The organism is Agromyces mediolanus (assembly GCF_023715325.1).
GTDB lineage: Bacteria > Actinomycetota > Actinomycetes > Actinomycetales > Microbacteriaceae > Agromyces > Agromyces mediolanus_A.
Genome location: NZ_JAMBNX010000003.1, coordinates 217,862 through 242,458, shown reverse-complemented (window position 1 = coordinate 242,458; position 24,597 = coordinate 217,862). Strand labels below are relative to the sequence as shown.

At 70.7% G+C, this 24,597-nt stretch carries 22 protein-coding genes and 4 tRNA genes; 15 read left to right on the top strand and 11 right to left on the bottom strand.

Features of this window, described 5'->3' with window-relative positions; all coding sequences use genetic code 11:
• Nucleotides 1-120: 120 nt before the first annotated feature.
• Nucleotides 121-2,067, top strand: coding sequence for a 1-deoxy-D-xylulose-5-phosphate synthase (gene dxs, locus M3147_RS07355; RefSeq protein ID WP_251202961.1), 1,947 nt, complete (start codon nucleotides 121-123; stop codon nucleotides 2,065-2,067).
• Nucleotides 2,068-2,148: 81 nt separating this feature from the next.
• On the opposite strand, the gene M3147_RS07350 is transcribed toward dxs, so the two are convergent.
• From M3147_RS07350 to M3147_RS07335, 4 genes are all read right to left on the bottom strand, one after another.
• Nucleotides 2,149-4,290, bottom strand: coding sequence for a 3-hydroxyacyl-CoA dehydrogenase NAD-binding domain-containing protein (locus M3147_RS07350; protein ID WP_251202812.1), 2,142 nt, complete (start codon nucleotides 4,288-4,290; stop codon nucleotides 2,149-2,151).
• A 5-nt stretch (nucleotides 4,291-4,295) separates the two neighbouring features.
• Nucleotides 4,296-5,501 carry a thiolase family protein gene (locus M3147_RS07345; protein WP_251202811.1) on the bottom strand — a complete coding sequence of 402 codons (1,206 nt, stop codon included), beginning with the start codon at nucleotides 5,499-5,501 and terminating at the stop codon, nucleotides 4,296-4,298.
• A gap of 77 nt (nucleotides 5,502-5,578) precedes the next feature.
• Nucleotides 5,579-6,775, bottom strand: coding sequence for a ribonuclease D (locus M3147_RS07340; RefSeq protein WP_251202810.1), 1,197 nt, complete (start codon nucleotides 6,773-6,775; stop codon nucleotides 5,579-5,581).
• Nucleotides 6,768-7,352, bottom strand: coding sequence for a DUF3000 domain-containing protein (locus M3147_RS07335; protein WP_251202809.1), 585 nt, complete (start codon nucleotides 7,350-7,352; stop codon nucleotides 6,768-6,770). The genes M3147_RS07340 and M3147_RS07335 overlap by 8 nt, the downstream gene beginning before the upstream one ends.
• Before the next feature lie 91 nt (nucleotides 7,353-7,443).
• Between M3147_RS07335 and M3147_RS07330 the strand changes: the two genes are divergently transcribed.
• On the top strand, nucleotides 7,444-8,613 hold the full coding sequence (locus M3147_RS07330; RefSeq protein WP_251202808.1) for an alpha/beta hydrolase family protein: 1,170 nt from the start codon (nucleotides 7,444-7,446) through the stop codon (nucleotides 8,611-8,613).
• 10 nt (nucleotides 8,614-8,623) lie between these two features.
• Here the strand turns inward: M3147_RS07330 and M3147_RS07325 are convergent, their stop codons facing one another.
• Entirely contained in the window at nucleotides 8,624-9,058 is a 435-nt protein-coding gene (locus M3147_RS07325) for a SufE family protein (RefSeq protein ID WP_251202807.1), read from the bottom strand.
• Between the two features lie 49 nt (nucleotides 9,059-9,107).
• Nucleotides 9,108-10,007, bottom strand: a complete 900-nt coding sequence (locus M3147_RS07320; protein WP_251202806.1) for a sulfurtransferase — start codon at nucleotides 10,005-10,007, stop codon at nucleotides 9,108-9,110.
• 143 nt (nucleotides 10,008-10,150) lie between these two features.
• Between M3147_RS07320 and zapE the strand changes: the two genes are divergently transcribed.
• The 3 genes from zapE to M3147_RS19495 all read left to right on the top strand — a co-directional run bounded on the left by zapE (nucleotide 10,151) and on the right by M3147_RS19495 (nucleotide 13,283).
• Nucleotides 10,151-11,206, top strand: a complete 1,056-nt coding sequence (gene zapE, locus M3147_RS07315) for a cell division protein ZapE (protein WP_251202805.1) — start codon at nucleotides 10,151-10,153, stop codon at nucleotides 11,204-11,206.
• A 191-nt stretch (nucleotides 11,207-11,397) separates the two neighbouring features.
• Nucleotides 11,398-12,660 carry an ammonium transporter gene (locus tag M3147_RS07310; RefSeq protein WP_251202804.1) on the top strand — a complete coding sequence of 421 codons (1,263 nt, stop codon included), beginning with the start codon at nucleotides 11,398-11,400 and terminating at the stop codon, nucleotides 12,658-12,660.
• A 41-nt stretch (nucleotides 12,661-12,701) separates the two neighbouring features.
• The gene (locus tag M3147_RS19495) at nucleotides 12,702-13,283 is read left to right on the top strand and encodes a type II toxin-antitoxin system PemK/MazF family toxin (protein ID WP_251202803.1); all 582 of its coding nucleotides are present in this window, start codon (nucleotides 12,702-12,704) and stop codon (nucleotides 13,281-13,283) included.
• A gap of 69 nt (nucleotides 13,284-13,352) precedes the next feature.
• Here the strand turns inward: M3147_RS19495 and M3147_RS07300 are convergent.
• A tRNA-Val gene (locus M3147_RS07300) sits at nucleotides 13,353-13,428 on the bottom strand.
• Between the two features lie 271 nt (nucleotides 13,429-13,699).
• Here M3147_RS07300 and M3147_RS07295 point away from each other — a divergent pair.
• From M3147_RS07295 to M3147_RS07275, 5 genes are all read left to right on the top strand, one after another.
• Nucleotides 13,700-13,772, top strand: a tRNA-Gly gene (locus M3147_RS07295).
• A 55-nt stretch (nucleotides 13,773-13,827) separates the two neighbouring features.
• Nucleotides 13,828-13,901 (top strand) — tRNA-Cys (locus tag M3147_RS07290).
• Nucleotides 13,902-13,924: 23 nt separating this feature from the next.
• Nucleotides 13,925-13,999: transfer RNA gene (locus M3147_RS07285), tRNA-Val, on the top strand.
• A gap of 222 nt (nucleotides 14,000-14,221) precedes the next feature.
• Nucleotides 14,222-16,216, top strand: coding sequence for a threonine--tRNA ligase (gene thrS / locus M3147_RS07280; protein WP_439954189.1), 1,995 nt, complete (start codon nucleotides 14,222-14,224; stop codon nucleotides 16,214-16,216).
• A complete protein-coding gene (locus M3147_RS07275) occupies nucleotides 16,213-16,770 on the top strand; it encodes an HIT family protein (protein WP_251202802.1) in 558 nt (185 codons plus the stop codon). Before thrS ends, M3147_RS07275 begins: the two co-directional genes overlap by 4 nt.
• A gap of 36 nt (nucleotides 16,771-16,806) precedes the next feature.
• Here the strand turns inward: M3147_RS07275 and M3147_RS07270 are convergent, their stop codons facing one another.
• Both M3147_RS07270 and M3147_RS07265 read right to left on the bottom strand, forming a co-directional pair.
• Nucleotides 16,807-17,433 carry a response regulator transcription factor gene (locus M3147_RS07270; protein WP_251202801.1) on the bottom strand — a complete coding sequence of 209 codons (627 nt, stop codon included), beginning with the start codon at nucleotides 17,431-17,433 and terminating at the stop codon, nucleotides 16,807-16,809.
• The gene (locus M3147_RS07265; RefSeq protein WP_251202800.1) at nucleotides 17,430-18,635 is read right to left on the bottom strand and encodes a sensor histidine kinase; all 1,206 of its coding nucleotides are present in this window, start codon (nucleotides 18,633-18,635) and stop codon (nucleotides 17,430-17,432) included. Before M3147_RS07265 ends, M3147_RS07270 begins: the two co-directional genes overlap by 4 nt.
• A 161-nt stretch (nucleotides 18,636-18,796) precedes the next feature.
• Between M3147_RS07265 and M3147_RS07260 the strand changes: the two genes are divergently transcribed.
• A complete protein-coding gene (locus M3147_RS07260; protein ID WP_251202799.1) occupies nucleotides 18,797-19,273 on the top strand; it encodes a hypothetical protein in 477 nt (158 codons plus the stop codon).
• Nucleotides 19,274-19,344: 71 nt separating this feature from the next.
• Here the strand turns inward: M3147_RS07260 and pdxY are convergent, their stop codons facing one another.
• Complete coding sequence (gene pdxY, locus M3147_RS07255; RefSeq protein ID WP_251202798.1) at nucleotides 19,345-20,196, bottom strand: pyridoxal kinase PdxY; 852 nt, start codon at nucleotides 20,194-20,196, stop codon at nucleotides 19,345-19,347.
• Nucleotides 20,197-20,203: 7 nt separating this feature from the next.
• The gene (locus M3147_RS07250) at nucleotides 20,204-21,595 is read right to left on the bottom strand and encodes an aminotransferase class I/II-fold pyridoxal phosphate-dependent enzyme (protein ID WP_251202797.1); all 1,392 of its coding nucleotides are present in this window, start codon (nucleotides 21,593-21,595) and stop codon (nucleotides 20,204-20,206) included.
• 82 nt (nucleotides 21,596-21,677) lie between these two features.
• On the opposite strand from M3147_RS07250, the gene pdxS reads away from it, so the two are divergent.
• The 4 genes from pdxS (at nucleotide 21,678) to M3147_RS07230 (ending at nucleotide 24,589) form a co-directional block, all read left to right on the top strand.
• Nucleotides 21,678-22,568: a pyridoxal 5'-phosphate synthase lyase subunit PdxS gene (pdxS, locus tag M3147_RS07245; protein WP_279399732.1), complete on the top strand. Its 891-nt coding sequence runs from the start codon at nucleotides 21,678-21,680 to the stop codon at nucleotides 22,566-22,568.
• Entirely contained in the window at nucleotides 22,565-23,200 is a 636-nt protein-coding gene (gene pdxT / locus M3147_RS07240; protein ID WP_251202796.1) for a pyridoxal 5'-phosphate synthase glutaminase subunit PdxT, read from the top strand. The genes pdxS and pdxT overlap by 4 nt, the downstream gene beginning before the upstream one ends.
• Before the next feature lie 9 nt (nucleotides 23,201-23,209).
• Nucleotides 23,210-23,746 carry a DUF1697 domain-containing protein gene (locus M3147_RS07235; RefSeq protein WP_251202795.1) on the top strand — a complete coding sequence of 179 codons (537 nt, stop codon included), beginning with the start codon at nucleotides 23,210-23,212 and terminating at the stop codon, nucleotides 23,744-23,746.
• 87 nt (nucleotides 23,747-23,833) lie between these two features.
• Nucleotides 23,834-24,589 carry a YebC/PmpR family DNA-binding transcriptional regulator gene (locus M3147_RS07230; RefSeq protein ID WP_251202794.1) on the top strand — a complete coding sequence of 252 codons (756 nt, stop codon included), beginning with the start codon at nucleotides 23,834-23,836 and terminating at the stop codon, nucleotides 24,587-24,589.
• Nucleotides 24,590-24,597 lie beyond the last annotated feature (8 nt).

Genomic DNA, 24,597 nt, shown 5'->3' with positions numbered 1-24,597 from the left:
AGTCGCGACCCGACGAGGCCGGGCGTTCCATTCAGGGAGCGCCCGGCCTCGTCCGTCCGGGTCGCGTAGAATCGACGGATGCCGCACCCCCACTTCGCGGCGCACGGAAAGGCGGCGCAGATGACCCTGCTGGAGACGATCAGAGGTCCCCGCGACCTCGACGGTCTCACGAGGGAGCAGCTGGACCAGCTCGCGGAGGAGGTGCGGGAGCACCTCATCGCGAACGTGGCGAAAACGGGCGGGCACCTGGGCCCGAACCTCGGCGTGGTCGAGCTCACGATCGCGATCCATCGTGTCTTCTCCTCCCCGCAGGACGCCATCGTCTTCGACACCGGCCATCAGTCCTACGTGCACAAGCTGCTGACCGGGCGCCAGGATTTCTCGACGCTCCGCCAGAACGGCGGGCTCGCGGGGTATCCCCAGCGCAGCGAGTCCGAGCACGACATCGTGGAGTCCTCGCACGCCTCCAGCTCGCTCTCCTGGGCCGACGGCATCTCGAAGGCGTTCGAGATGACGGGGCAGCACGACCGGCACGTCGTCGCCGTCGTCGGCGACGGGGCCCTCACCGGCGGCATGACGTGGGAGGCGCTGAACAACATCTCCGACGACAACACCCGCAAGCTCATCGTCGTCGTGAACGACAACGGTCGCTCGTACGCGCCGACCATCGGGGGCATGGCCCGCTTCCTGAACTCCGTGCGCACGAAGCGCACCTACCGCAATCTGCACCTGTCGAGCCGCGAGGCCTTCGAACGGCTCGGCGGCCCGGCCAAGGCGTTCTACCGCGGGGTGCGGGGCGGTCTGCACGGCTTCCTCTCCCGCTTCACCGACAACGAGGCGCTGTACTCGAACCTCGACATCAAGTACGTCGGCCCGGTCGACGGGCATGACGAGCACGCCATGGAAGACGCCCTCCGGCAGGCGAAGAACTACGGAGCGCCGGTGATCGTGCACGCGATCACCGAGAAGGGCCGGGGCTACGAGCCGGCCCGCAAGGACGTCGCCGACCAGTTCCACGCCGTGGGGCAGATCGACCCCGAATCGGGGGAGCCGCTCGACACCGGCGGCGCGAAGAGCTGGACGAGCGTCTTCGCCGACGAGCTCGTTCACCTGGCCGAGCAGAACGAGCGGCTCGTCGGTATCACCGCCGCGATGCTTCGGCCCACGGGGCTGCACCGCATGGCCGAACGATTCCCCTCGCGCGTCTTCGATGTCGGCATCGCCGAGCAGCACGCCGTCACGAGTGCGGCCGGGCTCGCGTTCGGCGGGCTCCATCCCGTCGTCGCCGTGTACGCGACGTTCATGAATCGCGCCTTCGACCAGCTGTTGATGGACGTCGCCCTGCACAAGGCCGGTGTCACCTTCGTGCTCGACCGCGCCGGGGTGACCGGCCCCGACGGTCCCAGCCACCACGGCGTCTGGGACCTCTCGATCCTGCAGGTCGTGCCGGGCATCCGCATCGCCGCGCCGCGCGACTCGGTCCGTCTCGCCGAAGAGCTCGGCGAAGCGGTCCGTGTGGAGGACGCCCCGACGGTGCTCCGCTTCCCGAAGGGGTCCGTCGGCACCGAGTATCATGCGGTCCGCCGCACGGCCGACGGCGTCGACGTGCTCGTCGAGTCCGAGCGTCGCGATGTGCTCATCGTGACGGTCGGGCCGATGGCCGGAATCGGCCTCGACGTGGCGCAGCGCCTCGAGGCGCACGGCATCGGCGCGACCGTGATCGACCCGCGCTGGGTCGTGCCGGTGCCCGAGAGCGTCGTGCAGCTCGCCGCGGACTACCGGCTGGTCGTCTCACTCGAAGACGGCGTGCGTGTGGGCGGGGTCGGCACTCGGATCCGTCAGGACCTCCGCGAGGCCGGCGTCGACACCGCCGTGACCGAGCTCGGCCTGCCCGACGAGTTCCTCGATCACGGCTCGCGCGCCGAGATCCTCGAACGGGTGGGCCTCACCCCGCAGCACATCGCGCACGACGTGACGGCCATGGTGCTCGGCACGAAGCTGCCGCACGCTCGCGGTGCCTCGGGCGACACCGGTGCGCAGCCGATCATCGCCCGCCTCGCCGACTGAGACGTCGACCACCGACCGTCCCGGAGACGCCGCACGGCCCGCGACGAGTGCGTCGCGGGCCGTGCGCTGGTTCGAGGTCGGTCAGGCGCCGACGCCCTGCACCGGCGGGTGGTGGAACGTGTCACCGAAGACCCGCTCCGACGCGCCGACGCGGTCGAGGTACGGCGTCGCCCCGCCGGCCTGGAACGGCCAGCCGGCGCCGAGGATGAGGCAGAGGTCGATGTCCTCGGCGGCCGCCACGACGTGCTCGTCGAGCATGAGGCGGATCTCGCCGGCGAGTTCGTCCTCGACACGACGGAGGATGGTCGCGGCATCCACCGGGGTCTTGCCCACCGTGATGGCCTTCTTCGCCTCCTTGGTGAGGTCGACGACCTTGCCGTGCTTGTCCTTCTCCACGACGGGCGCGCCGAGCTTCGAGAGCGCGTGCATGTTCTCGGAGGCATAGAAACGCTCGGGGAACTCGCGCACCATCGTGTCCTGCACGTGGGCGGCGACGGCCCAGCCGACGAGGTCGATGAGCTCGAACGGCCCCATCGGCAGGCCGATCGGCGCCAGCGCCTTCTCGACGACCGGCACCGGGGTGCCCTCGTCGACGGCGCGGGCGGCCTCGCCCATGACCTTCGCAAGCAGGCGGTTCACGACGAAGCCGGGGGCGTCGGCGGTGAGCACGGCGCTCTTCTTGAGCTTGGCCGCCGTGGCGAACGCCGTCGCCAGCGTCGCGTCGTCGGTCTTCGGCGTCTTCACGATCTCGATGAGCGGCATGACCGCGACCGGGTTGAAGAAGTGGAACCCGACGAGCCGCTCGGGATGCGCGAGCGTCGCGCCGATCTCCTCGACGGACAGCGACGAGGTGTTCGTGGCGATGATCGCGGTTTCGGCGAGGTGCGGCTCGACCTCGGCGAACACCTGCTGCTTCACCGCGAGGTCCTCGAACACGGCCTCGATCACCCAGTCGCAGTCGGCGAAGTCGGCCTTGTCGGTGGTGCCACTGACGAGGGCCCGCAGTCGGTTCGCCTCGTCGGCGTCGATGCGGCCCTTCTGCTCGAGCGCGCCGATCTCGTCGCGGATGTAGCCGAGGCCCTTGTCGACGCGGGCCTGGTCGAGATCCGTGATGACGACGGGCACCTGCAGCCGGCGCACGAAGAGGAGCGCGAACTGGCTCGCCATCAGTCCGGCGCCGATGATGCCGACCTTGGTCACCTTGCGGGCGAGCGCGCGGTCGGGGGCACCGGCCGGACGCTTGGCCCGCTTCTGCACGAGGTTGAACGCGTAGATCGAGGCGCGGAACTGGTCACCGGCGATGAGGTCGGCGAGGATCTCGTCCTCGCGGGCGAAGCCCTCGGCCTTGGTGCCGCTCTTGGCCGCCTTCAGGAGCTCGAGCGCGGCGTAGGGCGACTTCGCGACGGAGCCGATGCGGGCCTCGAGGGTCTTTCGCGCGATGCCGATCGCGACGTCCCACTTGGCGAGCCGCTCGAGCTTGCCCGGCGTGTTCGGGCGCTTCACCTGCACACGACCGCCGATGACGCCGTCGGCCCACTTCAGCGACTCCTCCAGGAAGTTCACCGGCGCGAACATGGCGTCCGCGATGCCGAGCTCGAGGGCGTCCTTCGCCTTCAGCATGCGGTTGTTCTTCAACGGGTTCTCGACGACGACCTTGAGCGCGTTCTCGATGCCGATCAGGTTCGGCAGGAGGTACGCGCCGCCCCAGCCGGGGATGATGCCGAGGAAGACCTCGGGCAGCGCGAGGCCGGGGGCCGAGGAGTCGACGGTGCGGTAGTCGGAGTTCAGGGCGATCTCGAGCCCACCACCCAGCGCGAGCCCGTTGATGAAGCAGAACGAGGGCACGCCGAGCTCGCCGAGCTTGCCGAGCACGAAGTGGCCGAGCTGGCCCATCTTCAGCGCCACCTCCCGGCTCGGGATCTCGCCGACCTTCGAGAGGTCGGCACCCGCGGCGAGGAAGTACGGCTTGCCGGTGATCGCGACGGCGTCGATCTCGCCGGCCGCGGCGCGCACCTGCAGCTCGACGAGTCGCTCGTCGAGCTCGAGGAGCGTGACGGGCCCGAGCGTCGTCGGCCGGGTGTGGTCGCGGCCGTTGTCGAGGGTGATGAGCACCAGGGTCTTGCCGGAGGGGAGGCGCACGTCGCGCACGTAGGAGTGCGTGACGACCTCGTCGGCCGACATGGCGGCGAGCTCGGAGAAGTCGATCTTCGAGTAGTCGGTCATGTCGCTCAACGACCCTTTCCGTAGCGCTTGTGGTGCGGGTTCTCCCAGATGACGGTGCCGCCCTGGCCGAGCCCGACGCACATCGCGGTCACGCCGTAGCGGACGTCGGGGCGCTGCTCGAACTGGCGGGCGAGCTGGAGCATCAGGCGGACGCCCGACGCGGCCAGGGGGTGGCCGATCGCGATGGCGCCGCCCCAGGGGTTCACCCGCTCGTCGTCGTCGGCGATGCCGAAGTGGTCGAGGAAGCTCAGCACCTGCACGGCGAACGCCTCGTTGAGCTCGAACAGGCCGATGTCGGAGATGTCGAGGCCGGCGCGCTTCAGGGCCTTCTCGGTCGACGGGATCGGACCGATGCCCATGACCTCCGGCTCGACGCCGGCGAAGGCGAAGCTCACCATGCGCATCTTCGTGCCGAGACCGAGCTCCTTCGCGGCGTCCGAGCTCGCGAGGATGGCCGCAGTGGCGCCGTCGGTGAGGGGCGAGGCGTTGCCCGCCGTCACGCGGCCGTGCGGGCGGAACGGCGTCTTCAGCGTCGCCAGCCCGTCCATGGTGGTCTCGGGGCGACGCCCCTCGTCCTCCGTGGCGAGGCCCCAGCCCGACTCGGTGCGCAGGGCGACGGGGACGAGATCCGGCTGGATGTCGCCGTTGTCGTAGGCGGCCTGAACCTTCTGCTGGCTCAGCATGCCGAAGCGGTCGGCGCGCTCCTTCGTGAGCTCCGGGAAGCGGTCGTGCAGCCGCTCCGCGGTGTTGCCCATGTTCAGCGCGTCGGCGGCGACGAGCTTCTCGGCCAGGAATCGGGGGTTCGGATCGGCGTCGAGGCCCATCGGGTGGCGGCCCATGTGCTCGACCCCGCCCGCGATGACCACGTCGTACTGGCCGAAGCCGATGCCGGAACCCGTCGTCGTGACGGCGGTCATCGCGCCGGCGCACATGCGGTCGATGGCGAAGCCGGGCACGCTCATCGGCAGGCCGGCGAGGATCGCCGCGGTGCGGCCGAGGGTGAGCCCCTGGTCGCCCTGCTGCGTCGTCGCGGCGATCGCCACGTCGTCCACCCGTGCGGGGGGAAGGGAGGGGTTGCGTTCGAGGAGCCCGGTGATGGTCTTGACCGCGAGGTCGTCGGCCCGGGTGTTCCAGTACATGCCCTTTTCGCCGGCTCGTCCGAACGGGGTCCGGACCCCGTCGACGAACACGACATCAGCTCGTTCAGCCACGCTGCAGCTCCCTTTCGGATCAGGAATGACTCGATCCTACGAAGCGGTCGAGCAGCGGCGGAATCGCTTGACGGAACCTACGAAGCGGTGTCCTCGGCGTCCTGAATGCTTTGTGCCGCCTCGCTAAAGGCCTCGGCGATTCTCTGTGCGGTCGCCTCAATCTGCCACGGCCGCGCTCCGTGCTCCGCGAGCGCGTCGCTCAGGGCGGCTGCGCTGTGCTCAGCCGGCGGATGCCACGCCACGCGCCGGAGGGTGTCCGGGGTGAGGAGGTTCTCCAACGGCATCCCGTAGTCCTCGGCGATCTCGGTCACCGCGGCTTTGGCGAGGCGGAGCCGGGCGTCGGCCTCGGGATTGCGCGCGGCCCAGGCCCGCGGCGGCGGCGGCGCGTCGCTCGGGACACGGGCGGCCGGCAGATCGCTCGTCTGGATGGCAGCCTCGACCGCCTTCCACCAGCGGTCCAGCTCGCTGCGGCTCGCGCGGCCGTTGAAGTCCTTCATGTCGGCCAGGGCGCGGCGGCTGCGGGGGACCGCCTTCGCGACGGTCAGAATCGAGGAGTCGGGCACGAGCCGGCCCGGTGCGACGTCGCGCTCGACGGCGAGCTCGTCGCGAGCGTGCCAGAGCGCCCGCGCCACCGCGAGGTTGCGGGGCGATCGCAGTGCGTGGATGCCCGAGAGGCGGCGCCAGGGCTCAGGGGCCGCCGGCTTCGGCTCGCGGTGCAGGACGGCGTCGAACTCCTGCTCGGCCACGCTCGCCTTGTCTGCGGCGACGAGTTCCTCGGCGAGGCGGTCGCGGACGTCGAGGAGCAGTTCGACGTCGAGGGCCGCGTAGGTGAGCCACGGCTGGGGGAGCGGGCGGGTCGACCAGTCGGCCGCCGAGTGCTCCTTCGCCAGGGTGACGCCGAGGAGCTCCTCCACGACCGCGGCGAGCCCCACGCGCGGCATGCCGAGCAGGCGGGCGGCCAGTTCGGTGTCGAAGATCCGCTCGGGGTCGAGCCCGACTTCGCGGAGACAGGCGAGATCCTGGCTCGCGGCGTGCAGCACCCACTCGTCGTGGTGCACGAGCTCCTGCAGCCGGCCGAACTCGCCGAGCGCGGGAGGGTCGAAGAGGAAGGTGCCCGAGCCGCGTCGGAACAGTTGGATCAGGTAGGCGCGCTGCGAGTAGCGGAACCCGCTCGCCCGTTCGGCGTCGACCGCGATGGGGCCGTCGCCGTCGGCGATCCGGTCGACCGCGGCCGCGAACGCCTCGGGCGTGTCGATCACCCGGTAGTCAGTCACGGTTCCTCCGTCTGGGTAGAGTCGTCACCCCTTCGGAACGGGGCGGCAGCCCGGCGAGCATGCACAGCAACTCGCCCCAGCCTTCCACATGCGCGTCGATCCGGGGGTCGAGGGGGGTCCATGAGGCGCGCAGTTCGATCTGCGCGCCGTCCCCTTGCTGGGCGAGCTCTCCGAAGCCGGTGGAGAGGATCTTCGTCGCCGTGCCGGAGGCGGAAACGTAGCTCGCGCCCCGGGCGTCGAGGGCGTCGACGAGCCAGGACCAGGCGACGTCGGCGAGGAACGGGTCGAGGCCGATATCGGTTTCGAGGGGGGCCTGCGCGAAACAGACGACGCGGAATCGCCCGCCCCACTGCTCCGGCTCGCTCGGGTCGTACAGCAGCACGAAGCGGCCGGTGCCGAGCTCGGAGTCGGCATGCCGGCTCGGCAGCACGTCCGCCGACAGCGCGGCGGCGAACGGCGCGAGCGCTGCCGGGGCGGGGATCTCGGACACGCGGAGCTCGCTTCGGGGCGAGGCCGCTCGGATGGATTCGAGCGCGACCTCGAACTCGTGGGGCGGTCGCGTCGCTGAGTCGGGCACGAGTGCAGACTAGAGTCTGCGTCGAGGCGGATGTCGGCGGCACGCCGGTCCGACCGGCACCACCTCGACGGGTTCGACCGGAGGGGGACGTATGCCAGGGGGAGCACGCATCGCGAAGGGCGTGGGGATCGCGATCGGCCTCGCCGCGCTGACCGCCGCGGTCGCGGCGACGGTGACGGCGGCGATCGGCGTGCGGTTCGCGCGGAAAGTCGTCACCCCGCCGTTGGAACGCGAGGAGGATGTGCGGATCCTCGGCGTCGACCGGGCGCGCAACGAGATCCTGCTGGCCCCGTCCGACGACGCCCGGATGGCCGGCCGGTACGGGTTCTGGTTCGACCGGGACGCCGGCTACGCCCGGCTCGGCGAGGTCCTCGACGAGGGGCCGCGCGGCGTGCGGCGCGTCATCGAGTCGATCGACTTCGGGCGTCTGGAGCGCGCACAGCGCGGACGGATGAGCGGCTGGTACCACCTGGGCCCGTGGGAACTCGGCATCCCGTACGAGAACGTCGCCATCCAGACCCCCGTCGGGCCGGCGCCCGCCTGGCACATCCCCGCAGCGGAGCCGGGCGGCGACTGGGTCATCCAGGTCCATGGCTGGGGCGCCAGGCGCCCGGAGGGCCTGCGCGCCGTCGCACCGGCGCGTGCCCAGGGATGGGACAGCCTGCTGATCTCCTACCGGAACGACGGCGAGGCGCCGGCGTCGGGGGACGGCCGCTTCGGCCTCGGCAGCACCGAGTGGCGCGATGTGGAGGCCGCCGTCGCCTACGCGAAGGACCACGGGGCGCGGCGCATCGTGCTGATGGGCTGGTCGATGGGCGGGGGCACCGTGCTGCAGGCGATGCTCCGCTCACCGAGCGTCGCCGACGCCGTGTGCGGGCTCGTTCTGGAGTCGCCGGCCGTCGACTGGGCCGACATCCTCCGCTTTCAGGGCACCCTCTATCGCCTGCCGGCCGAGTTCGCCGTCGTCGTGAGCCGCGTGCTGCGGGACCGGATCGGCTCTGGGCTCGCGGGCCTCGCCGAACCCATCGACCTCGCGGAGCTCGACGCCGCTCAGCGCGCCGACGAGCTGGCGGTGCCGATGCTGCTGCTGCACAGCGTCGACGACGGCTTCGTGCCCATCGACGGCTCTCGCCGACTCGCGGAGGCCCGCCCGGACCTCGTGCAGTTCGAGATCTTCGAGGGCGCCCGGCACACCAAGCTCTGGAACGAGGATCCGGAGCGCTGGAGCGCGCTCATCGAGGAGTGGCTCGCCGCGCGCTGACGGCCGGTGATCAGGCGCGGCGCTCGGCGACCTGTCGCTTGATGCGGCCGAGCATGCCGGTCATGCCCCGGACCCGGAGCGGTGAGACGGCTTGACCGAGCCCGAGCGACTGCGGGTAGTCGGCCGGAACGTCGAGCACCTCCTGTGCGGTGAGCCCGTCGAGCCCCTGCACCAGGATGGAGGCGAAGCCTCGTGTCGTCGGCGACTCGCGCGGGGCGGTCGCGTGCAGGTGGACGCGCCCGTCCTCGACCTCGACGAAGAGGTAGACGGGGGACTGACACTCCTCGACGCGCTCGAGCAGCTCCGGGTGGTCGGCGTAGCGCTCCGGCAGCTCGGGGAGCTCGTTCGAGAACTCGAGCAGCAGCTGGAGGCGATCCTTCACCTCGAGCGCGAGGAAGTCGTCGCGGGTCTCGGCGAGCCGCTCGGGAAGTGCCGTGGTGTCCACCCGTCGATTCTCGCACCGATCGTCGCGCACGAGGCCGCCCGGCGTGCGCTCAGCGAGCGGGGAGCTCGCCGCGGGCCTCGCCCGTGACGATCGGCACACGGACCGCGCTGCCCCATTCGGTCCAGGAGCCGTCGTAGTTGCGGACGCGCTCGAAGCCCAGCAGGTGCGTCAGCACGAACCAGGTGTGGCTCGAGCGCTCGCCGATCCGGCAGTACGCCACGACCTCGTCGCCGTCCGCGAGGCCCACCTCGTCCCGATAGATCGCATCGAGCTCGGAGCGGGAGCGGAAGGTGCCGTCGGACGCCGCGGCACGCGCCCACGGCACCGACGCGGCCGTCGGGATGTGCCCGGCGCGGAGCGCGCCCTCCTCCGGGTACGCCGGCGCCGTCGTGCGCTCGCCCGAGTACTCCTCGGGGGACCGGACGTCGATGAGGGGCTTCCCGAGGTGCGCGAGCACATCCTCCTTGAACGCGCGGACGACCGTGTCGTCCCGTTCGACGACCGGGTACTCGACCGGCGTCACCTCGGCCGGCGCGGTGGTGAGCTCACGACCCTCGGCGATCCACAGGTCGCGGCCGCCGTCGAGGAGGCGGACGTCCTCGTGCCCGAAGAGGGTGAACACCCAGAGCGCGTACGCCGCCCACCAGTTGTTCTTGTCGCCGTAGATGACGACGGTCGTCTCGCGTGCGATGCCCTTCGAACCGAGCAGCGCGGCGAACTGCTCGCCGTCGACGTAGTCGCGAACGACCGGGTCGTTGAGCTCGGTGTGCCAGTCGATCTTCACGGCGCCGGGGATGTGCCCCGTCTCGTAGAGCAGCACGTCCTCGTCGGATTCGACGACCACGAGACCCGGTTCGCCCAGCCGTTCGGCGAGCCAGTCGGTGGAGACGAGCCGCTCGGGGTGGGCGTACTCGGCGAACTTCTCGGCGGGGTCGAACGCGACGGACATGCTGGCCTCCTGCGGGCGCCCGGTCGGGCGTGGGGGTTCGGGGAGCGGACTAGGCTGGTGGCGAAATCCAACTCGAATCTACGCGGCACGCCGGTCGAAGTCACAGGGGCCGTCATCGGATGCAACACGGGGGACCCCTGAACATGACCATGGCTGAGGCCAGCACGCTCGTCCGGCTCATCGAGCGGAACCCGACCATCACGGGGGCCGAGATCGCCGCGGCGCTGACCCCGCCCCCGCAGTTCGAGCACGCCTCGTTCGACTCGTACCGACCCGACCCGGACTTCCCCTCGCAGCAGGCCGCGCTCGCCCGCCTGAAGGAGTTCGCCGGCGCCTGGCGCGCGGCCCAGCGCCCCGGCGGGTTCTTCTCCCGCAAGCGCCCCGCTCGCATCGAGCTGCCCGGCGTCTACCTCGACGGCGGCTTCGGGGTCGGCAAGACCCACCTGCTGGCGGCGCTCTGGCACGTCGCGCACGGCCCGAAGTTCTTCGGCACGTTCATCGAGTACACCGCCCTCGTCGGTGCTCTCGGCTATGCCCAGGCGGTCGAGCTGCTCCGCGGGGCGAAGCTCATCTGCATCGACGAGTTCGAGCTCGACGACCCGGGCGACACGATGCTCATGACGCGCTTCCTCGGCGAGCTGATGGCCGGCGGCACCCGCGTCGCCGCGACGAGCAACACCCCGCCGAATGCGCTCGGCGAGGGCCGCTTCGCCGCCGCCGACTTTCTGCGCGAGATCCACGCCCTCTCCTCGAACTTCGAGACCCTCCGCATCGACGGACTCGACTACCGGCGTCGCGACACCGAGGGGCACGCGATCGTCGCCGGTGACGACGAGGCCGTCCGACGCACCGCGGAGGCGCTCGCGGCCCACGGCCACCGCACGTCCCTCGACGGCTTCGACGAGCTCATCGCGCACCTCGCGACGGTGCACCCCTCGAAGTACGTCCGGCTCATCGACGGTGTCGACGCCATCGCCCTCACCGGGGCGCACGAGCTCAACGACCAGAATGCGGCGCTGCGGCTCGTGGCGTTCATCGACCGCGTGTACGACGCCGAGGTCCCGCTGATCGCGAGCGGCGTCCCGCTCGACGAGGTCTTCGACGACGAGATGATGGCGGGCGGATACCGCAAGAAGTACCTCCGCTCGATGAGCCGCATGATCGCGCTGACCTCGGGCGAGCTGCCGCCGCACGACTGAATGCGGAGCGGCATCCGCCCCGGGGCATCCACTCGGCGGATGCCCGGTCGCTTCGCCGCATCCCGAAATCTGCTGTTTACGCGAGCGGCCGCTCCGTAACCGCGTCGAAACACGATGAGGAGTCGTTGGAAACCAGCTCTCGTGACACTGGGCCCACTGGATCCCCGGTTGCACCCGAGAGAGGTTTCGAGATGGACCAAGGCAACACCGCGTTCCTGTTGATCGCGGCGGCACTCGTGCTGCTGATGACTCCGGGCCTCGCGTTCTTCTACGGCGGCCTCGTGAAGGCGAAGAGCGTCATCAGCATGATGATGATGAGCTTCGGGGCGATGGGGCTCATCGGCGTCCTGTGGGTGCTCTTCGGCTACGCGATCGCCTTCCCCGCCGCCGAGGGGCTCAGCGCCCCCTGGGCGATCGACTGGTCCGCGCTGGGACTGCAGAGCCTCCTCGAGACGCCGGAGGGTGCGGCGTTCCCGCCGCTCGCCTTCGTGGCCTTCCAGGCGACGTTCGCGATCCTCACCGTCGCGCTCATCTCCGGAGCGATCGCCGACCGCGCGAAGTTCGGCGCGTGGATGATCTTCGCCGGCATCTGGGCGGTCGTCGTGTACTTCCCCGTCGCGAGCTGGGTGTTCAACTTCGGGCTCGCCGACGACGGCAGCTTCGCCTACGGCGGATGGATCACCTACGGCCTGCAGCAGGCGTTCGGCGTCGGGGCGATCGACTTCGCCGGCGGCACCGCGGTGCACATCAACGCGGGCGCCGCGGCCCTCGCCCTCGCGCTCGTCCTCGGCAAGCGCGTCGGCTTCTCGAAGGGCGCGCACGTGCCGCACAACCCGCCGTTCGTGCTCCTCGGCGCCGGGCTGCTGTGGTTCGGCTGGTTCGGCTTCAACGCGGGCTCCGAGCTCGCCGCCGACGGCACTGCCGCACTCGCCTTCGTGAACACCATCGCCGCCCCGGCCGCCGCGCTGCTCGCCTGGCTCGTCGTCGAGAAGATCAAGGACGGCAAGCCGACCTCGGTCGGCGCCGCGTCCGGCGCCGTCGCCGGCCTGGTCGCGATCACCCCGGCCTGCGCTTCGCTGACGCCCGTGTGGGCGATCGTGCTCGGTCTCGTCGCCGGCGCCGTGTGCGCCGTCGCGATCGACCTGAAGTTCAAGTTCGGCTTCGACGACTCGCTCGACGTGGTCGGCATCCACCTCGTCGGCGGCCTCATCGGCACGCTGTACCTCGGCATCTTCGCGACCGGCACGGGCCTGATCTACAGCGGCGAACTCACGCAGCTCGCCGTGCAGGCGATCGCCGCCTTCGCCGTCCTCGCCTACTCGTTCGGGCTGACCTTCGTGATCGGCTTCGCGATCCAGAAGATCATGGGCTTCCGGGTCCGGAACGAGGACGAGATCGCCGGCATCGACACGGCCGTGCACGGCGAGGATGCCTACAAGCTCGAGCTCGTGTAGCGCGGATCCGCCGTCCGAGGGCGGTGGGGTAGTGTGCCGGTGTGTCAGACACCAGCCGCTTCCTCACCGCCCTCGTTCGCGCATTCGGTCAGGTGTTCCGCTCCAACGGCCGGGCGCGTGCAGGAGCGCCCGGCGCCCCGTCCCGGGCTGCTCGCGGGAGCACCGGCGCGAGGCAGGGCGGGGTCGCGACGGAGACGCTCTCGCCCGGGCAGACCGGGGCTGCGGCGACGGAGGAGATCGACCCGCGCGGCCTCGGTCGGGTCACGCTGAGCTACGCCCCGACGGCGGACGGCGAGCCCGACCCGGGGGAGATCGTCTGGACCTGGGTGCCGTTCGAGGAGCACGACGGCCGGGGCAAGGACCGCCCGGTCGTGATCGTCGCCGCCGGCGCCGGAGACCGCTTCCTGGCGGTGCAGCTCACGAGCAAGGGCCGGCCGGGGGACCGGGACTACCTGGGGCTCGGGGCCGGACCCTGGGACGCCGAAGGCCGGCCGAGCTGGGTGCGGCTCGACCGGGTCTTCCTTGTGCACGGCGACGGCATGCGCCGGGAGGCCGCCTCGCTCGACGAGGCGCGCTACCGCCTCGTCGCCGACGCGCTCCGCAGCCGCTACGGCTGGCGTTGACGGCGGCGTCGATCGACGCGAACCGCATTCCACAACGACGAAGCCCCCGGCGTCTGCCGGGGGCTTCTCTGGTGGGCGATGCCGGGCTCGAACCGACGACCTCTTCCGTGTGAAGGAAGCGCGCTACCAGCTGCGCCAATCGCCCAAGGGGATTCGGGCACGAACGCGTCGTGCCGCGGATTCGATAGTAGCCGACGCCGAGGGGTGAATGCACATCGGGCGGGCGGGCCTCGGATCCCGGGCGTGTCCGGCTCCGCGCGGATGGTCGGCAATGCCCCCGACACGGACTCGACACGCCCGGGTTGCACGGCCGGATTCCAGAGCTGACCTGGCTGAACACTGGGGGAGCCATCCTCGGTTTGTGAATCGTTCACCCTTTCGGTTACAGTTTCTGTGTTGCCGGAAACGGCGACAACGCGGATGTGGCGCAGTTGGTAGCGCATCACCTTGCCAAGGTGAGGGTCGCGAGTTCGAGTCTCGTCATCCGCTCTGATCAGAACCGGGCGCAAGCCCGTTTCTGGTTTCTGGTGGTGAACCCAGACACGGTGGATTGGCCGAGAGGCGAGGCAGCGGCCTGCAAAGCCGTATACACGGGTTCGAATCCCGTATCCACCTCCAAGCCGAATTCTTCGACTTGACACGGGCGATTGGCGCAGCGGTAGCGCGCTTCCCTGACACGGAAGAGGTCACTGGTTCGATCCCAGTATCGCCCACCACAGCAACGCCCCGGCAGACGCCGGGGCGTTCGTCGTTTTCCCGCCCGCCGCGGTCGCCGGCGCTCGTGCGCGACCGCTCGCCCGCGGCGCGCCGACGTCTGGCACGCGACTACAGTTGAGGAGCGGCGCGAGTAGCGAGCTACCTGTGCCGCGACATCCGGATATTCGACGATCCCGGACCGCGGCGGGCGGGACGCCCGAACCGCGGCCGGATCCAGCCAAATGGGAGTGGACCAGGTGACCGACGGCTTCGAGCTCTTCACCGACCGTTCCGTTGTCGCGATGCGCGTCAACGGCGAGCTCAAGGACCTGGCCACGACGGTCACGGAGACCGACGTCGTGGAGCCCGTCACGATCGACTCGCCCGATGGCCTGAACATCCTCCGGCACTCGACCGCGCATGTGCTCGCGCAGGCCGTGCAGAACGTGAACCCCGAGGCGAAGCTCGGCATCGGCCCGCCCGTGACCGACGGCTTCTACTACGACTTCGACATCGCCGAGGCGTTCAGCACCGACGACCTGAAGGCGCTCGACAAGGAGATGTCACGGATCGTCCGCGCCGGGCAGCGCTTCGTGCGGCGCGTCGTCACCGATGCGGAGGCGCGCGCCGAGCTCGCCCACGAGCCGTACAAGCTCGAGCTCATCGGGCTGAAGGGCAGCGCCTCGACCGGCGACGACAACGAGAACGTCGAGGTCGGCGGCGGCGAGCTGACGATCTACGACAACGTCGACCCGAAGACCGGCGAGGTCGCCTGGAAGGACCTCTGCCGCGGTCCGCACCTGCCGAACACCCGCATGATCGGCAACGGCTGGGCGCTCATGCGCGTCGCCGGTGCCTACTGGCGGGGGAGCGAGAAGAACCCGCAGCTGCAGCGCATCTACGGCACCGCCTGGCCGACGAAGGACGAGCTGCGCGCCTACCAGCACCGACTCGAGGAGGCCGCGAAGCGCGACCACCGCAAGCTCGGCAAGGAGCTCGACCTGTTCAGCTTCCCCGACGAGATCGGCTCGGGGCTCTCCGTCTGGCACCCGAAGGGCGGCATCATCCGCGGCGAGATGGAGCAGCACGCGCGCCGCCGCCACATCGAGGGCGGCTACACCTACGTGTACACGCCGCACATCTCGAAGGAGGACCTCTTCCTCCAGTCGAACCACCTCGTGACCTACCGCGAGGGCATGTTCCCGCCGATCGTCATGGACGAGGAGCGCGACGCCGAGGGTAACATCACGAAGCAGGGCCAGGACTACTACCTGAAGCCCATGAACTGCCCCATGCACATCCTCATCTACAAGGAGCGCGCGCGCAGCTACCGCGACCTGCCGATGCGGCTCGCCGAGAACGGCACCGTGTACCGCAACGAGCTCTCGGGGGCCCTGCACGGGCTCACCCGGGTGCGCGGCTTCACTCAGGACGACTCGCACCTCTTCGTCACGCCCGAGCAGCTCGAGACCGAGGCCACCCGCGTGCTCGAGTTCGTCATCTCGATGCTGCGCGACTTCGGCCTCGAGGACTTCGAGCTCGAGCTCTCGATGCGCGACGACGAGAAGTCGAAGTGGATCGGCTCCGACGAGTTCTGGGAGTACTCCACGAACGCCCTCCGCAACGTCGCCGTCGCGAGCGGGCTGAAGCTCACCGAGGTCCCCGGCGAGGCGGCGTTCTACGGGCCGAAGATCGACCTGAAGACCCGCGACGCGATCGGCCGCACCTGGCAGCTCTCCACCGTGCAGGTCGACCCGAACCTGCCCGAGCGCTTCGAGCTCGAGTACACCGGCTCCGACGGCGAGAAGCACCGCCCGATCATGATCCACCGGGCGCTGTTCGGTTCGATCGAGCGCTTCTTCGCGATCCTCCTGGAGCACTATGCGGGGGTGTTCCCCGTCTGGCTCGCCCCGGTCCAGGTGGTCGGCATCCCGGTCGCGGACGAGTTCGCCCCCTACCTCGGCGGCATCGTCGAGCGACTGCGGCTCGCAGGCGTGCGCGCCGAGCTCGACACGAGCGACGACCGCATGCAGAAGAAGATCCGCACGCACACCACGCAGAAGATCCCGTTCCAGCTCATCGCCGGCGAGAACGACCGCTCGGCCGGCACGGTGAGCTTCCGCTTCCGCGACGGCACCCAGGAGAACGGCGTCGCGGTCGACGAGGCGATCGAGCACGTGCTCGCGTCGATCCGTGATCACCGCCAGGTGACGAGCAGGGACGACCTGTTCGGATGACCGGATCGCCCGACGAGGAGCTGCGCGTGCAGTCGTCCGAGGAGTTCGCGGCGGCGCCCGATGCGTTCCAGCGGCTCTGGACGCCGCACCGGATGGTCTACATCCAGCAGGGCGAGCCCGAGTCGCACGAGTGCCCGTTCTGCCGGGCGCCCGAGCGCAGCGACGAGGATGCCCTCATCGTGGCGCGCGGGCGCACCGCGTACGCGCTGCTGAATCTCTACCCGTACAACAGCGGGCACCTCCTCGTCTGCCCGTACCGCCATATCGCCACCTACGATCAGGCGACGCCCGAGGAGGTCGCCGAGATCGGTGAGCTCACCCAGACGGCGATGCGGGTCATCCGGGCCGTCTCGCGCTGCGACGGGTTCAATCTGGGCATGAACCAGGGGCGGATCGCCGGGGCCGGCATCTCGGAGCATCTGCATCAGCACGTCGTGCCGCGCTGGGCTTCGGACTCGAACTTCTTCCCGATCATCGCCGGGACGAAGGCGCTGCCGCAGCTGCTCGGCGAGGTGCGCCGCACGATCGCGGAGGCCTGGCCCGCAACGGCCTGAGCGGCGCAGGCACCCGCCGGTCGCCGGGCGTGCGGCTCAGATCCAGCCCTGCTGCCACGCCTTCTCGGCCGCCTCGTGCCGTGACGCCGCGTCGAGTTTCGTCATCGCGGCGGAGAGGTAGTTGCGCACCGTGCCCTGGGCGAGGTGGAGGCGCTCGGCGATCTGCTGCACGCTGAGCGTGGAGCGGCTGAAGCGGAGCGCGTCGAGCTCACGGTCGGTCAGCGGGCAGCGTTCGGCTGTGAGCGCGGCCGCGGCGATCTCCGGATCGATGTAGCGGCGTCCGGCGGCGACGTCGCGGATGACGTCGGCGAGGCTCTCGGCCGGGGTCGACTTCGGCACGAAGCCGGAGACCTTCGCGGCCAGCGCACGGCGGAGCACGCCCGGGCGGGCATGGCGGGTCACGATGACGACCCGGGTCGGCACGGCGGAGAGGATGCGCGACGCCGCTTCGACCCCGTCGGCGTCGGGCATCTCGAGGTCGAGCAGGCAGACGTCGGGCCGTGCCGCGATCGCCTGTTCGACCGCGGTCAGGCCGGTGTCGGCGCTCGCGACGACCTCGATGTCGGGCTCCAGGTCGAGGAGCGCGACCAGTGCGCCTCGGATGAGGTGCTCGTCGTCGGCGACGAGGAGGCGGATGGCCGGTGCCTCGGCGCGGACGCTCACGCGGGCACCCCGGCCGTCGTCGGGGCGTTCGCGACGATCCGGAACGTGCCCGATGCAGGATCCGCCTCGGTGCTGAGCGCTCCGCCGATGGCCGTCAGACGGTCGCGGAGGCCGTCGAGTCCGGTGCCCCGGCCCTGCCCGGGCCGGCGGACGGGTCCCGTGGGCGACGCGACGCCGTCGTTCGTGATCCGCAGCTCGCAGGATTCGCCGTTCGCCGCGAGCTCGATCGTGACGGCGCGCGCCTCGCTGTGCCGGAGGATGTTCGTCGTGGCCTCGCGCACCACCGAGCCGAGTGCGCGCTGCACGCCGGCGTCGGTCGGCACGGCCCCGAGCCGCAGCGTGCAGACCGCACCTGAGGCGGTGAGCACCTCGCGCGCGTTCTCGAGCTCCTCGTCGAAGGCCACCTGGCGGTAGCCCGCGACGAGCGAGCGGGTCTCCTCGAGCGCTTCCTTGGCGATGAGCCGCACCTCGTGGACGAGTTCCCGCGCCCGCTCCGGCTCCCGGTCGAGGAGCCGTTCGGCGAGTTCGGACTTCAGGGAGATGACCTGCAGGTGATGGCCCTGGATGTCGTGCAGGTCGGAGGCGAAGCGGAGTCGCTCCTGTGCGACGGCGAGCTCGCCGGCCGTGCGCCGATTGCGGTCGAGCCGCACGACCACTTCCCACCACCAGAGGCTCGTGAGCGCCATGACCGGCAGCATGACCGCGAAGAAGCCGATCATCCAGACGGTCGAGCCGTCGGGCGCGGCACGCGCTCCGCCGTGCAGCGAGAACGCCGCCCACACGTGTCCGGCCCTCGCGGCGGTGCCGGCGAGCAGCAGCAGCCCGCGCCGCGGTTTCGGGAGCAGCGGTGCGACGAGGGTGGCGGCAGCCCAGAGCGGCATCGCGCTCGCGACCGCGATGCCGGGAACGGCGAGCCCGAGCACCCAGACGAGCGCGGCCGGCGCGACGAGTGCGACCGTCCACGCCGGGTGCGGCAGGCCTCCGCCGCGGCCGACCCGCAGGAACCAGCAGTAGCGCAGCTGGGTCGCGGTGGCGAGGAGCTGCAGCACGAGGATCGTGAGGATGAGCGGGGTTCGCTCGGCGAGGACGAGCTCGAAGAGGCTGAGCCCCACGATGAGGTCGAAGAACCCGTAGAAGAAGACGAGCGACGCGAGGGTGTAGAGCCAGGTCGCGTGGACGCTGCGGGCGGGTTCCGGGGGCATGGATCCGAGCATATGGCAGTGACATTTGTCACGTCCGGGCGTGCGGATCTCCACGACGTTCACTGACATCGCGGCACTGCCGGGCAGCGGCCGGGGCGGGGAGGCTGGAGGCATCCCACCGCAGCTCGCGGCGGTGACCCGCTCCGCACGAAAGGCCCCCCATGATCGACGCGCTCCAGGACTTCGCCGGCTCCCTCCCCACCTACCTCCAGTGGTTCGGGGTGATGCTGGTGGCGGCCATCCCGTTCGTGGAGTCGTACTTCGGCTCGGTCGTCGGCGTGCTGATCGGGCTCCCTCCGGCGGTGGCCATCGGCGTCGCCGTCATCGGCAACATCGTGTCCATGCTGATCTTCGTGCTGACCGCGCACGGCGTGCGCTCGAAGGTCGTCGCCGGGAAGCAGGCGGCGAAGGAGGAGTCGCCCCGCCGCGAGAAGCTGCGCCGCGCCTTCGACAAGTACGGCGTCGCCGGGGTGAGCATCGTCGGGCAGACGATCCTGCCGAGCCAGATCACCTCCGCGGCGATGGTGTCCTTCGGTGCGAACCGCAATGCCGTCATCGTGTGGCAGATCGTCTCGATCGTGCTCTGGGGCGTCGTGTTCGGCGTGCTCGCGACGCTCGGCGTCTCGCTCATGCGCTGAGTCGGACCCCGTCCGAGACGACGGATGCCCCGGCGGGTCTTGCCCGCCGGGGCATCCGTCGTCGTCGGGGCTCAGCGCACCTGACGCACCGAGAACTGCATCGCCGGATGCGCGTAGTCCTCCTGGGACTCGACGAGCTGGAGTTCTCGCTCGCCGGAGCGGTGCGTGCGCTCGAGGAGCCCGAAGACGCTCGAGGTGGTGCGCGCCAGCGCGTCGGCGGCGTCGCCGGTGCTGCGGTAGTGCGCGGTGAACAGCGCGGCCGTGACGTCACCGGAGCCGTTCGCCTTGAGCGGCAGCAGCGGCGTCTGCACGATCCAGGCGCCGCGGTCGTCGACCGCGAGCATCTCGATCGTGTCCGGCGCGCGGTCGGGACGCTCGAGGCTCGTCACGAGGACCGTGCTCGGCCCCGTGGCGCGGATGCGGTCGACGGCATCGAGCGTGGACTCCAGCGTGTCGGGCTCCGTGCCGGTGAGGAAGCCGAGCTCGAACTGGTTCGGCGTGATGAGATCGGCCGCGGGCACCACGCGGTCGCGCAGCAGCACAGGGATGGCGGGGGCGACGAAGCACCCCGACTGCGCGTTGCCCATGACCGGGTCGCAGGAGTAGATGGCCGAGGGGTTCGCCGCCTTCACCTTCGCGACGGCCTCGAGGATGACGTCGGCGATGCCCTCGCCACCCTGATAGCCCGAGAGCACCACGTCGATCTGGGGGAGCACCCCGCGGTCCTCGATGCCGGCGATGACCTCTCTGACGTCGTCGGGCGCGATGAGCGGTCCGCGCCAGGCGCCGTAGCCCGTGTGGTTGGAGAAGTTCACCGTGTAGACGGGGAGCACCTCGACGCCGATGCGCTGCAGGGGGAAGACGGCGGCGGAGTTGCCCACGTGACCGTAGGCCACCGCCGACTGGATCGAGAGGATCTTCATCCGACGATCATCCCACTTCGGCGAGCCTGGGCGATTCGCCGGCACCGTGCGCCTCGCGCGCGGCCCGGACCGAAGCGGCGAGGTCCGAGGCGAGCCGGCGGAGCTCGTCGTCGTCGAGCTCGTGCACGGTGAGCCTCAGCCGCTCGGGCGGGTCGCCGCCCGCGAGCGCGAACTCGTCACCCGGTCGGGCGAGCCAGCCCCGGCGCATCAGCTGCTCGACCACCGCGCGCGCCGGGGCGCCGAGCGCGACCCAGACGTTCAGGCCATCGCCCGGGTCGATCGGCAGGCCTTCCGCGGCGAGCAGCCCGGCGAACACGCGGTTTCGCGACGCGTAGTGCTCGCCGGCGTCGCGGATACCCGCGGCGACCGTCGGGTCCGTCGCGAGCGCGTGCACGAGGCGCTGGAGCAAGTGGCTGACCCAGGTCGTGCCCGGGGTGAGCCGCATCGCGAGCCGCTCGGCCGTCTCCGGGTCCGAGGCGGTCACGGCGAGGCACATGTCCGGGCCGAGGAACTTCGAGACGGAGCGGACGAGAGCCCAGCGCCGGTGCTCCGGACCGATGAGCGAGTGGAACGGCTGCTGCGAGAGCAGGGAGTAGTGGTCGTCCTCGATGACGAGGACGTACGGGTGCTCGGCGAGTACCTCGCGGAGCGCCGCCGCTCGCCGGGCGCTGAGGCTCGCGCCGGTCGGGTTCTGAGCCCGCGGAGTGCAGATGACGGCGCGCACGCCCTGCTCGAGCGCGGCGCGGAGCCCCTCGACGGTCATGCCCTCCTCGTCGACCGGCACGGCCACCGGCCGGTAGCCGCCGATGCGGACCGTGTGGATGCTGGTCAGGAAGCAGGGATCCTCGAGCGCGACCGCGTCGTCGCGGGTGAGGGCTTGGGTGAGCAGGCGCTCCACCGCGTCGCCCGCTCCGGAGGTCACCGTGAGCTGCATCGGAACGCCGGCCGGGAGGTCGGCGCGCATCCAGTCGGAGGCCCACTGCTCCAGGCCCGGGTCGATGACCGGCTCACCGTAGAGCACCGGGCGGCGGGCGATGCCGAGCAGGGCGCGCGACGGGTCGGGGATGCGGGAGGCATCCGGGTTCCCGGTGCCGATGTCGCGTAGCGCGGTGTCGGCGGCGAAGCCCTCCTGGGCGACGGGGGAGGATCCGGCGACGCGGGTGCCGGCGCGGCCGCGCGTGGCGACCAGCCCGGACGCACCGAGCAGCCGGTAGGCGGCCACCGCGGTGTTGCGGTTCACGCCGAGCTGCTCGGCGAGGGTGCGAACCGGGGGCAGCGCATCGCCGGGGCGGAGCCGCCCGCGCTCGATGAGCGCGCGCAGGCTGTCGGCGATCTCGGCGGCCGAACGCCCTTCGATCTCGGCGATCACATCATGGTCCTTCCTCAGGCCTACGCCCATGCTACATTTTGGCCTAGGACAATGATTCCGTTGGTCTGTTTCGAAGTGCGAGGTCGCTCGCGCTCGATCGAGAGGATTCCCTGTGACGGTACCCGAGACGGGCTCGAGCCGCGTGAAGCGCGGCCTTGCTGAGATGCTGAAGGGCGGCGTCATCATGGACGTCGTCACCCCCGAGCAGGCGCGCATCGCCGAGGACGCCGGCGCCGTCGCCGTCATGGCGCTCGAGCGCGTGCCCGCCGACATTCGCGCGCAGGGCGGCGTCGCCCGCATGAGCGACCCCGACCTGATCGAGGCGATCATCGCCGAGGTCTCGATCCCGGTCATGGCGAAGGCGCGCATCGGTCACTTCGTCGAGGCTCAGGTGCTGCAGGCGCTCGACGTCGACTACATCGACGAGTCCGAGGTGCTCTCGCCCGCCGACTACGTGAACCACATCGACAAGTGGCAGTTCACCGTGCCCTTCGTCTGCGGCGCCACGAACCTCGGCGAGGCCCTCCGCCGGATCAACGAGGGTGCGGCCATGATCCGCTCGAAGGGCGAGGCCGGCACCGGCGACGTCTCCGAGGCGACGAAGCACATCCGCAAGATCACGAGCGAGGTCAACGCGCTGAAGTCGATGACCCGCGACGAGCTCTACGTCGCGGCCAAGGAGCTGCAGGCGCCCTACGAGCTCGTGCTCGAGGTGGCCGAGACCGGCAAGCTGCCCGTCGTGCTCTTCACCGCGGGCGGCGTGGCCACCCCGGCCGACGCGGCCATGATGATGCAGCTCGGCGCCGACGGCGTGTTCGTCGGCTCGGGCATCTTCAAGTCCGGCAACCCGGAGCAGCGCGCCGCCGCCATCGTGAAGGCCACCACCTTCTACGACGACGCCTCGGTGATCGCCGACGTGTCGCGCGGCCTCGGCGAGGCCATGGTGGGCATCAACGTCGGCGACCTGCCCGCCCCGCACCGGCTCGCCGAGCGCGGCTGGTGACGATCACCCTCCGCGAGGGATCGCTCGACGCGGGAGCCGGTGCGACCGGCCCCCGCGTCGGCGTCCTCGCCCTCCAGGGCGACTTCCGCGAGCACGCCCGCGTGCTCGCAGGGCTCGGCGCCCGGGTGACGCTGGTCCGTCGCCCGGCCGAGCTCGCCGAGGTCGACGGGATCGTGATCCCGGGCGGCGAGTCGAGCGTGATCGACAAGCTGTCCCACACCTTCGGGCTCGCCGAGCCGCTGGTCGCCGCGATCCGCGGGGGGATGCCGGTCTACGGCACCTGCGCCGGCCTCATCATGCTCGCCGACACCGTGCTCGACGCGAGCCCCGGCCAGCGCTCCTTCGGCGGGCTCGACATCGTCGTGCGGCGCAACGCCTTCGGCTCGCAGAACCAGTCGTTCGAGACGGAGCTCGACGTGCCGGAGCTCGGCGGGGCGCCGGTGCACGCCGCCTTCATCCGGGGCCCCGTCGTCGAATCGCTCGGACCACGGGCGACCCCGCTCGCCGCCCTGCCGGACGGCCGGGTCGTCGCGGTGCGGCAGGGCATGCTCCTCGGCACGAGCTTCCATCCCGAGATCACGGGGGAGCACCGCTTCCACGAGTACTTCCTCGGCATGGTCGAAGCGCGGTAGCGTCACCCCATGGGGACCTGGATCGCACTGCTGCGAGGCGTGAACGTCGGCGGGATCACGATCCGCTCGGCGGATCTGCGCGACCTCTTCGCCGAGCTCGGCTTCGAAGGCGTGCGCACGGTGCTCGCGAGCGGCAACGTCGTGTTCGAGGCCGAGGCGTCCGGCGCGGCGGCCGAGCGTGAACTGAAGCAGCGGATCGAGGCCGGGCTGTCGGATCGCTTCGGCTACGAGGCGTGGATCGTGCTCTGCTCGCGCGATCGGATGCAGCAGATCGTCGACGCCTTCCCGTTCGACGCCGAGCTCGAGGGGTGGCATCCGTACGTCCTCTTCGCCTCCGATCCGGCGCCGCTCGCCGAGCTGCTCGAGGCCGCACCCTCGCTCGATCCCGCCGACGAGACCATCGCACCGGGGGAGCAGGTCGTCTACTGGCACTGCCGGCGCGCGGTCGGCATCGACAGCGCGTTCTCGAAGCTCGTCGCGAAGGCCCGCTTCAAGCCGACCACCACGAACCGCAATCTGCGCACGCTGCAGAAGCTGCTGAAGTAGGCGCGCGCTTCCCGGGCCCCGCTCCGGTGCTGCCGTAGAATGGGAGACCGGCGGGCGCCCCCGCCGGGCAATCGATCCAGGAGCAGCATGTCCGGGCATTCCAAGTGGGCCACGACGAAGCACAAGAAGGCCGTCATCGACGCGCGTCGCGCGAAGTCCTTCGCCAAGCTCATCAAGAACATCGAGGTCGCCGCGAAGCTCGGCGGCGCCGACCTGAACGGCAACCCGACCCTGTACGACGCGGTGCAGAAGGCCAAGAAGACCTCGGTGCCGAACGACAACATCGATCGGGCGATCAAGCGCGGTGCCGGCATCGGCGGCGAGGCGGTCGAGTACCAGAGCATCACGTACGAGGCCTACGGTCCGTCGGGGGTGGCCCTCATGGTCGAGGTGCTGACCGACAACAAGAACCGTGCCGCCGCCGAGGTGCGTACGGGGCTGAACCGCAACGGCGGCACGCTCGCCGACCCCGGTTCGGTCGCCTACAACTTCACGCGCAAGGGCGTCATCGTGGTGACGGGCGAAGGCACCACCGAGGACGACGTGATGATGGCGGCCCTCGAAGCGGGGGCGGAGGAGATCGAGCCCCACGCCGACGGCTTCGAGGTGATCACGGATCCGTCCGACATGGTCGAGGTCCGCAAGGCGCTCCAGGAGGCCGGGCTCGACTACGAGTCCGCCGACATCGAGTTCGTGCCGAACCTCAAGGTCGAGATCGACGCGGACACGGCACGCAAGGTCTTCCGCCTGATCGACGCCCTGGAAGACAGCGACGACGTGCAGAACGTCTACAGCAACTTCGACCTCACCGCCGAGGTGCAGGCCGAGCTCGAGGCGGAGTAGGCCGATCG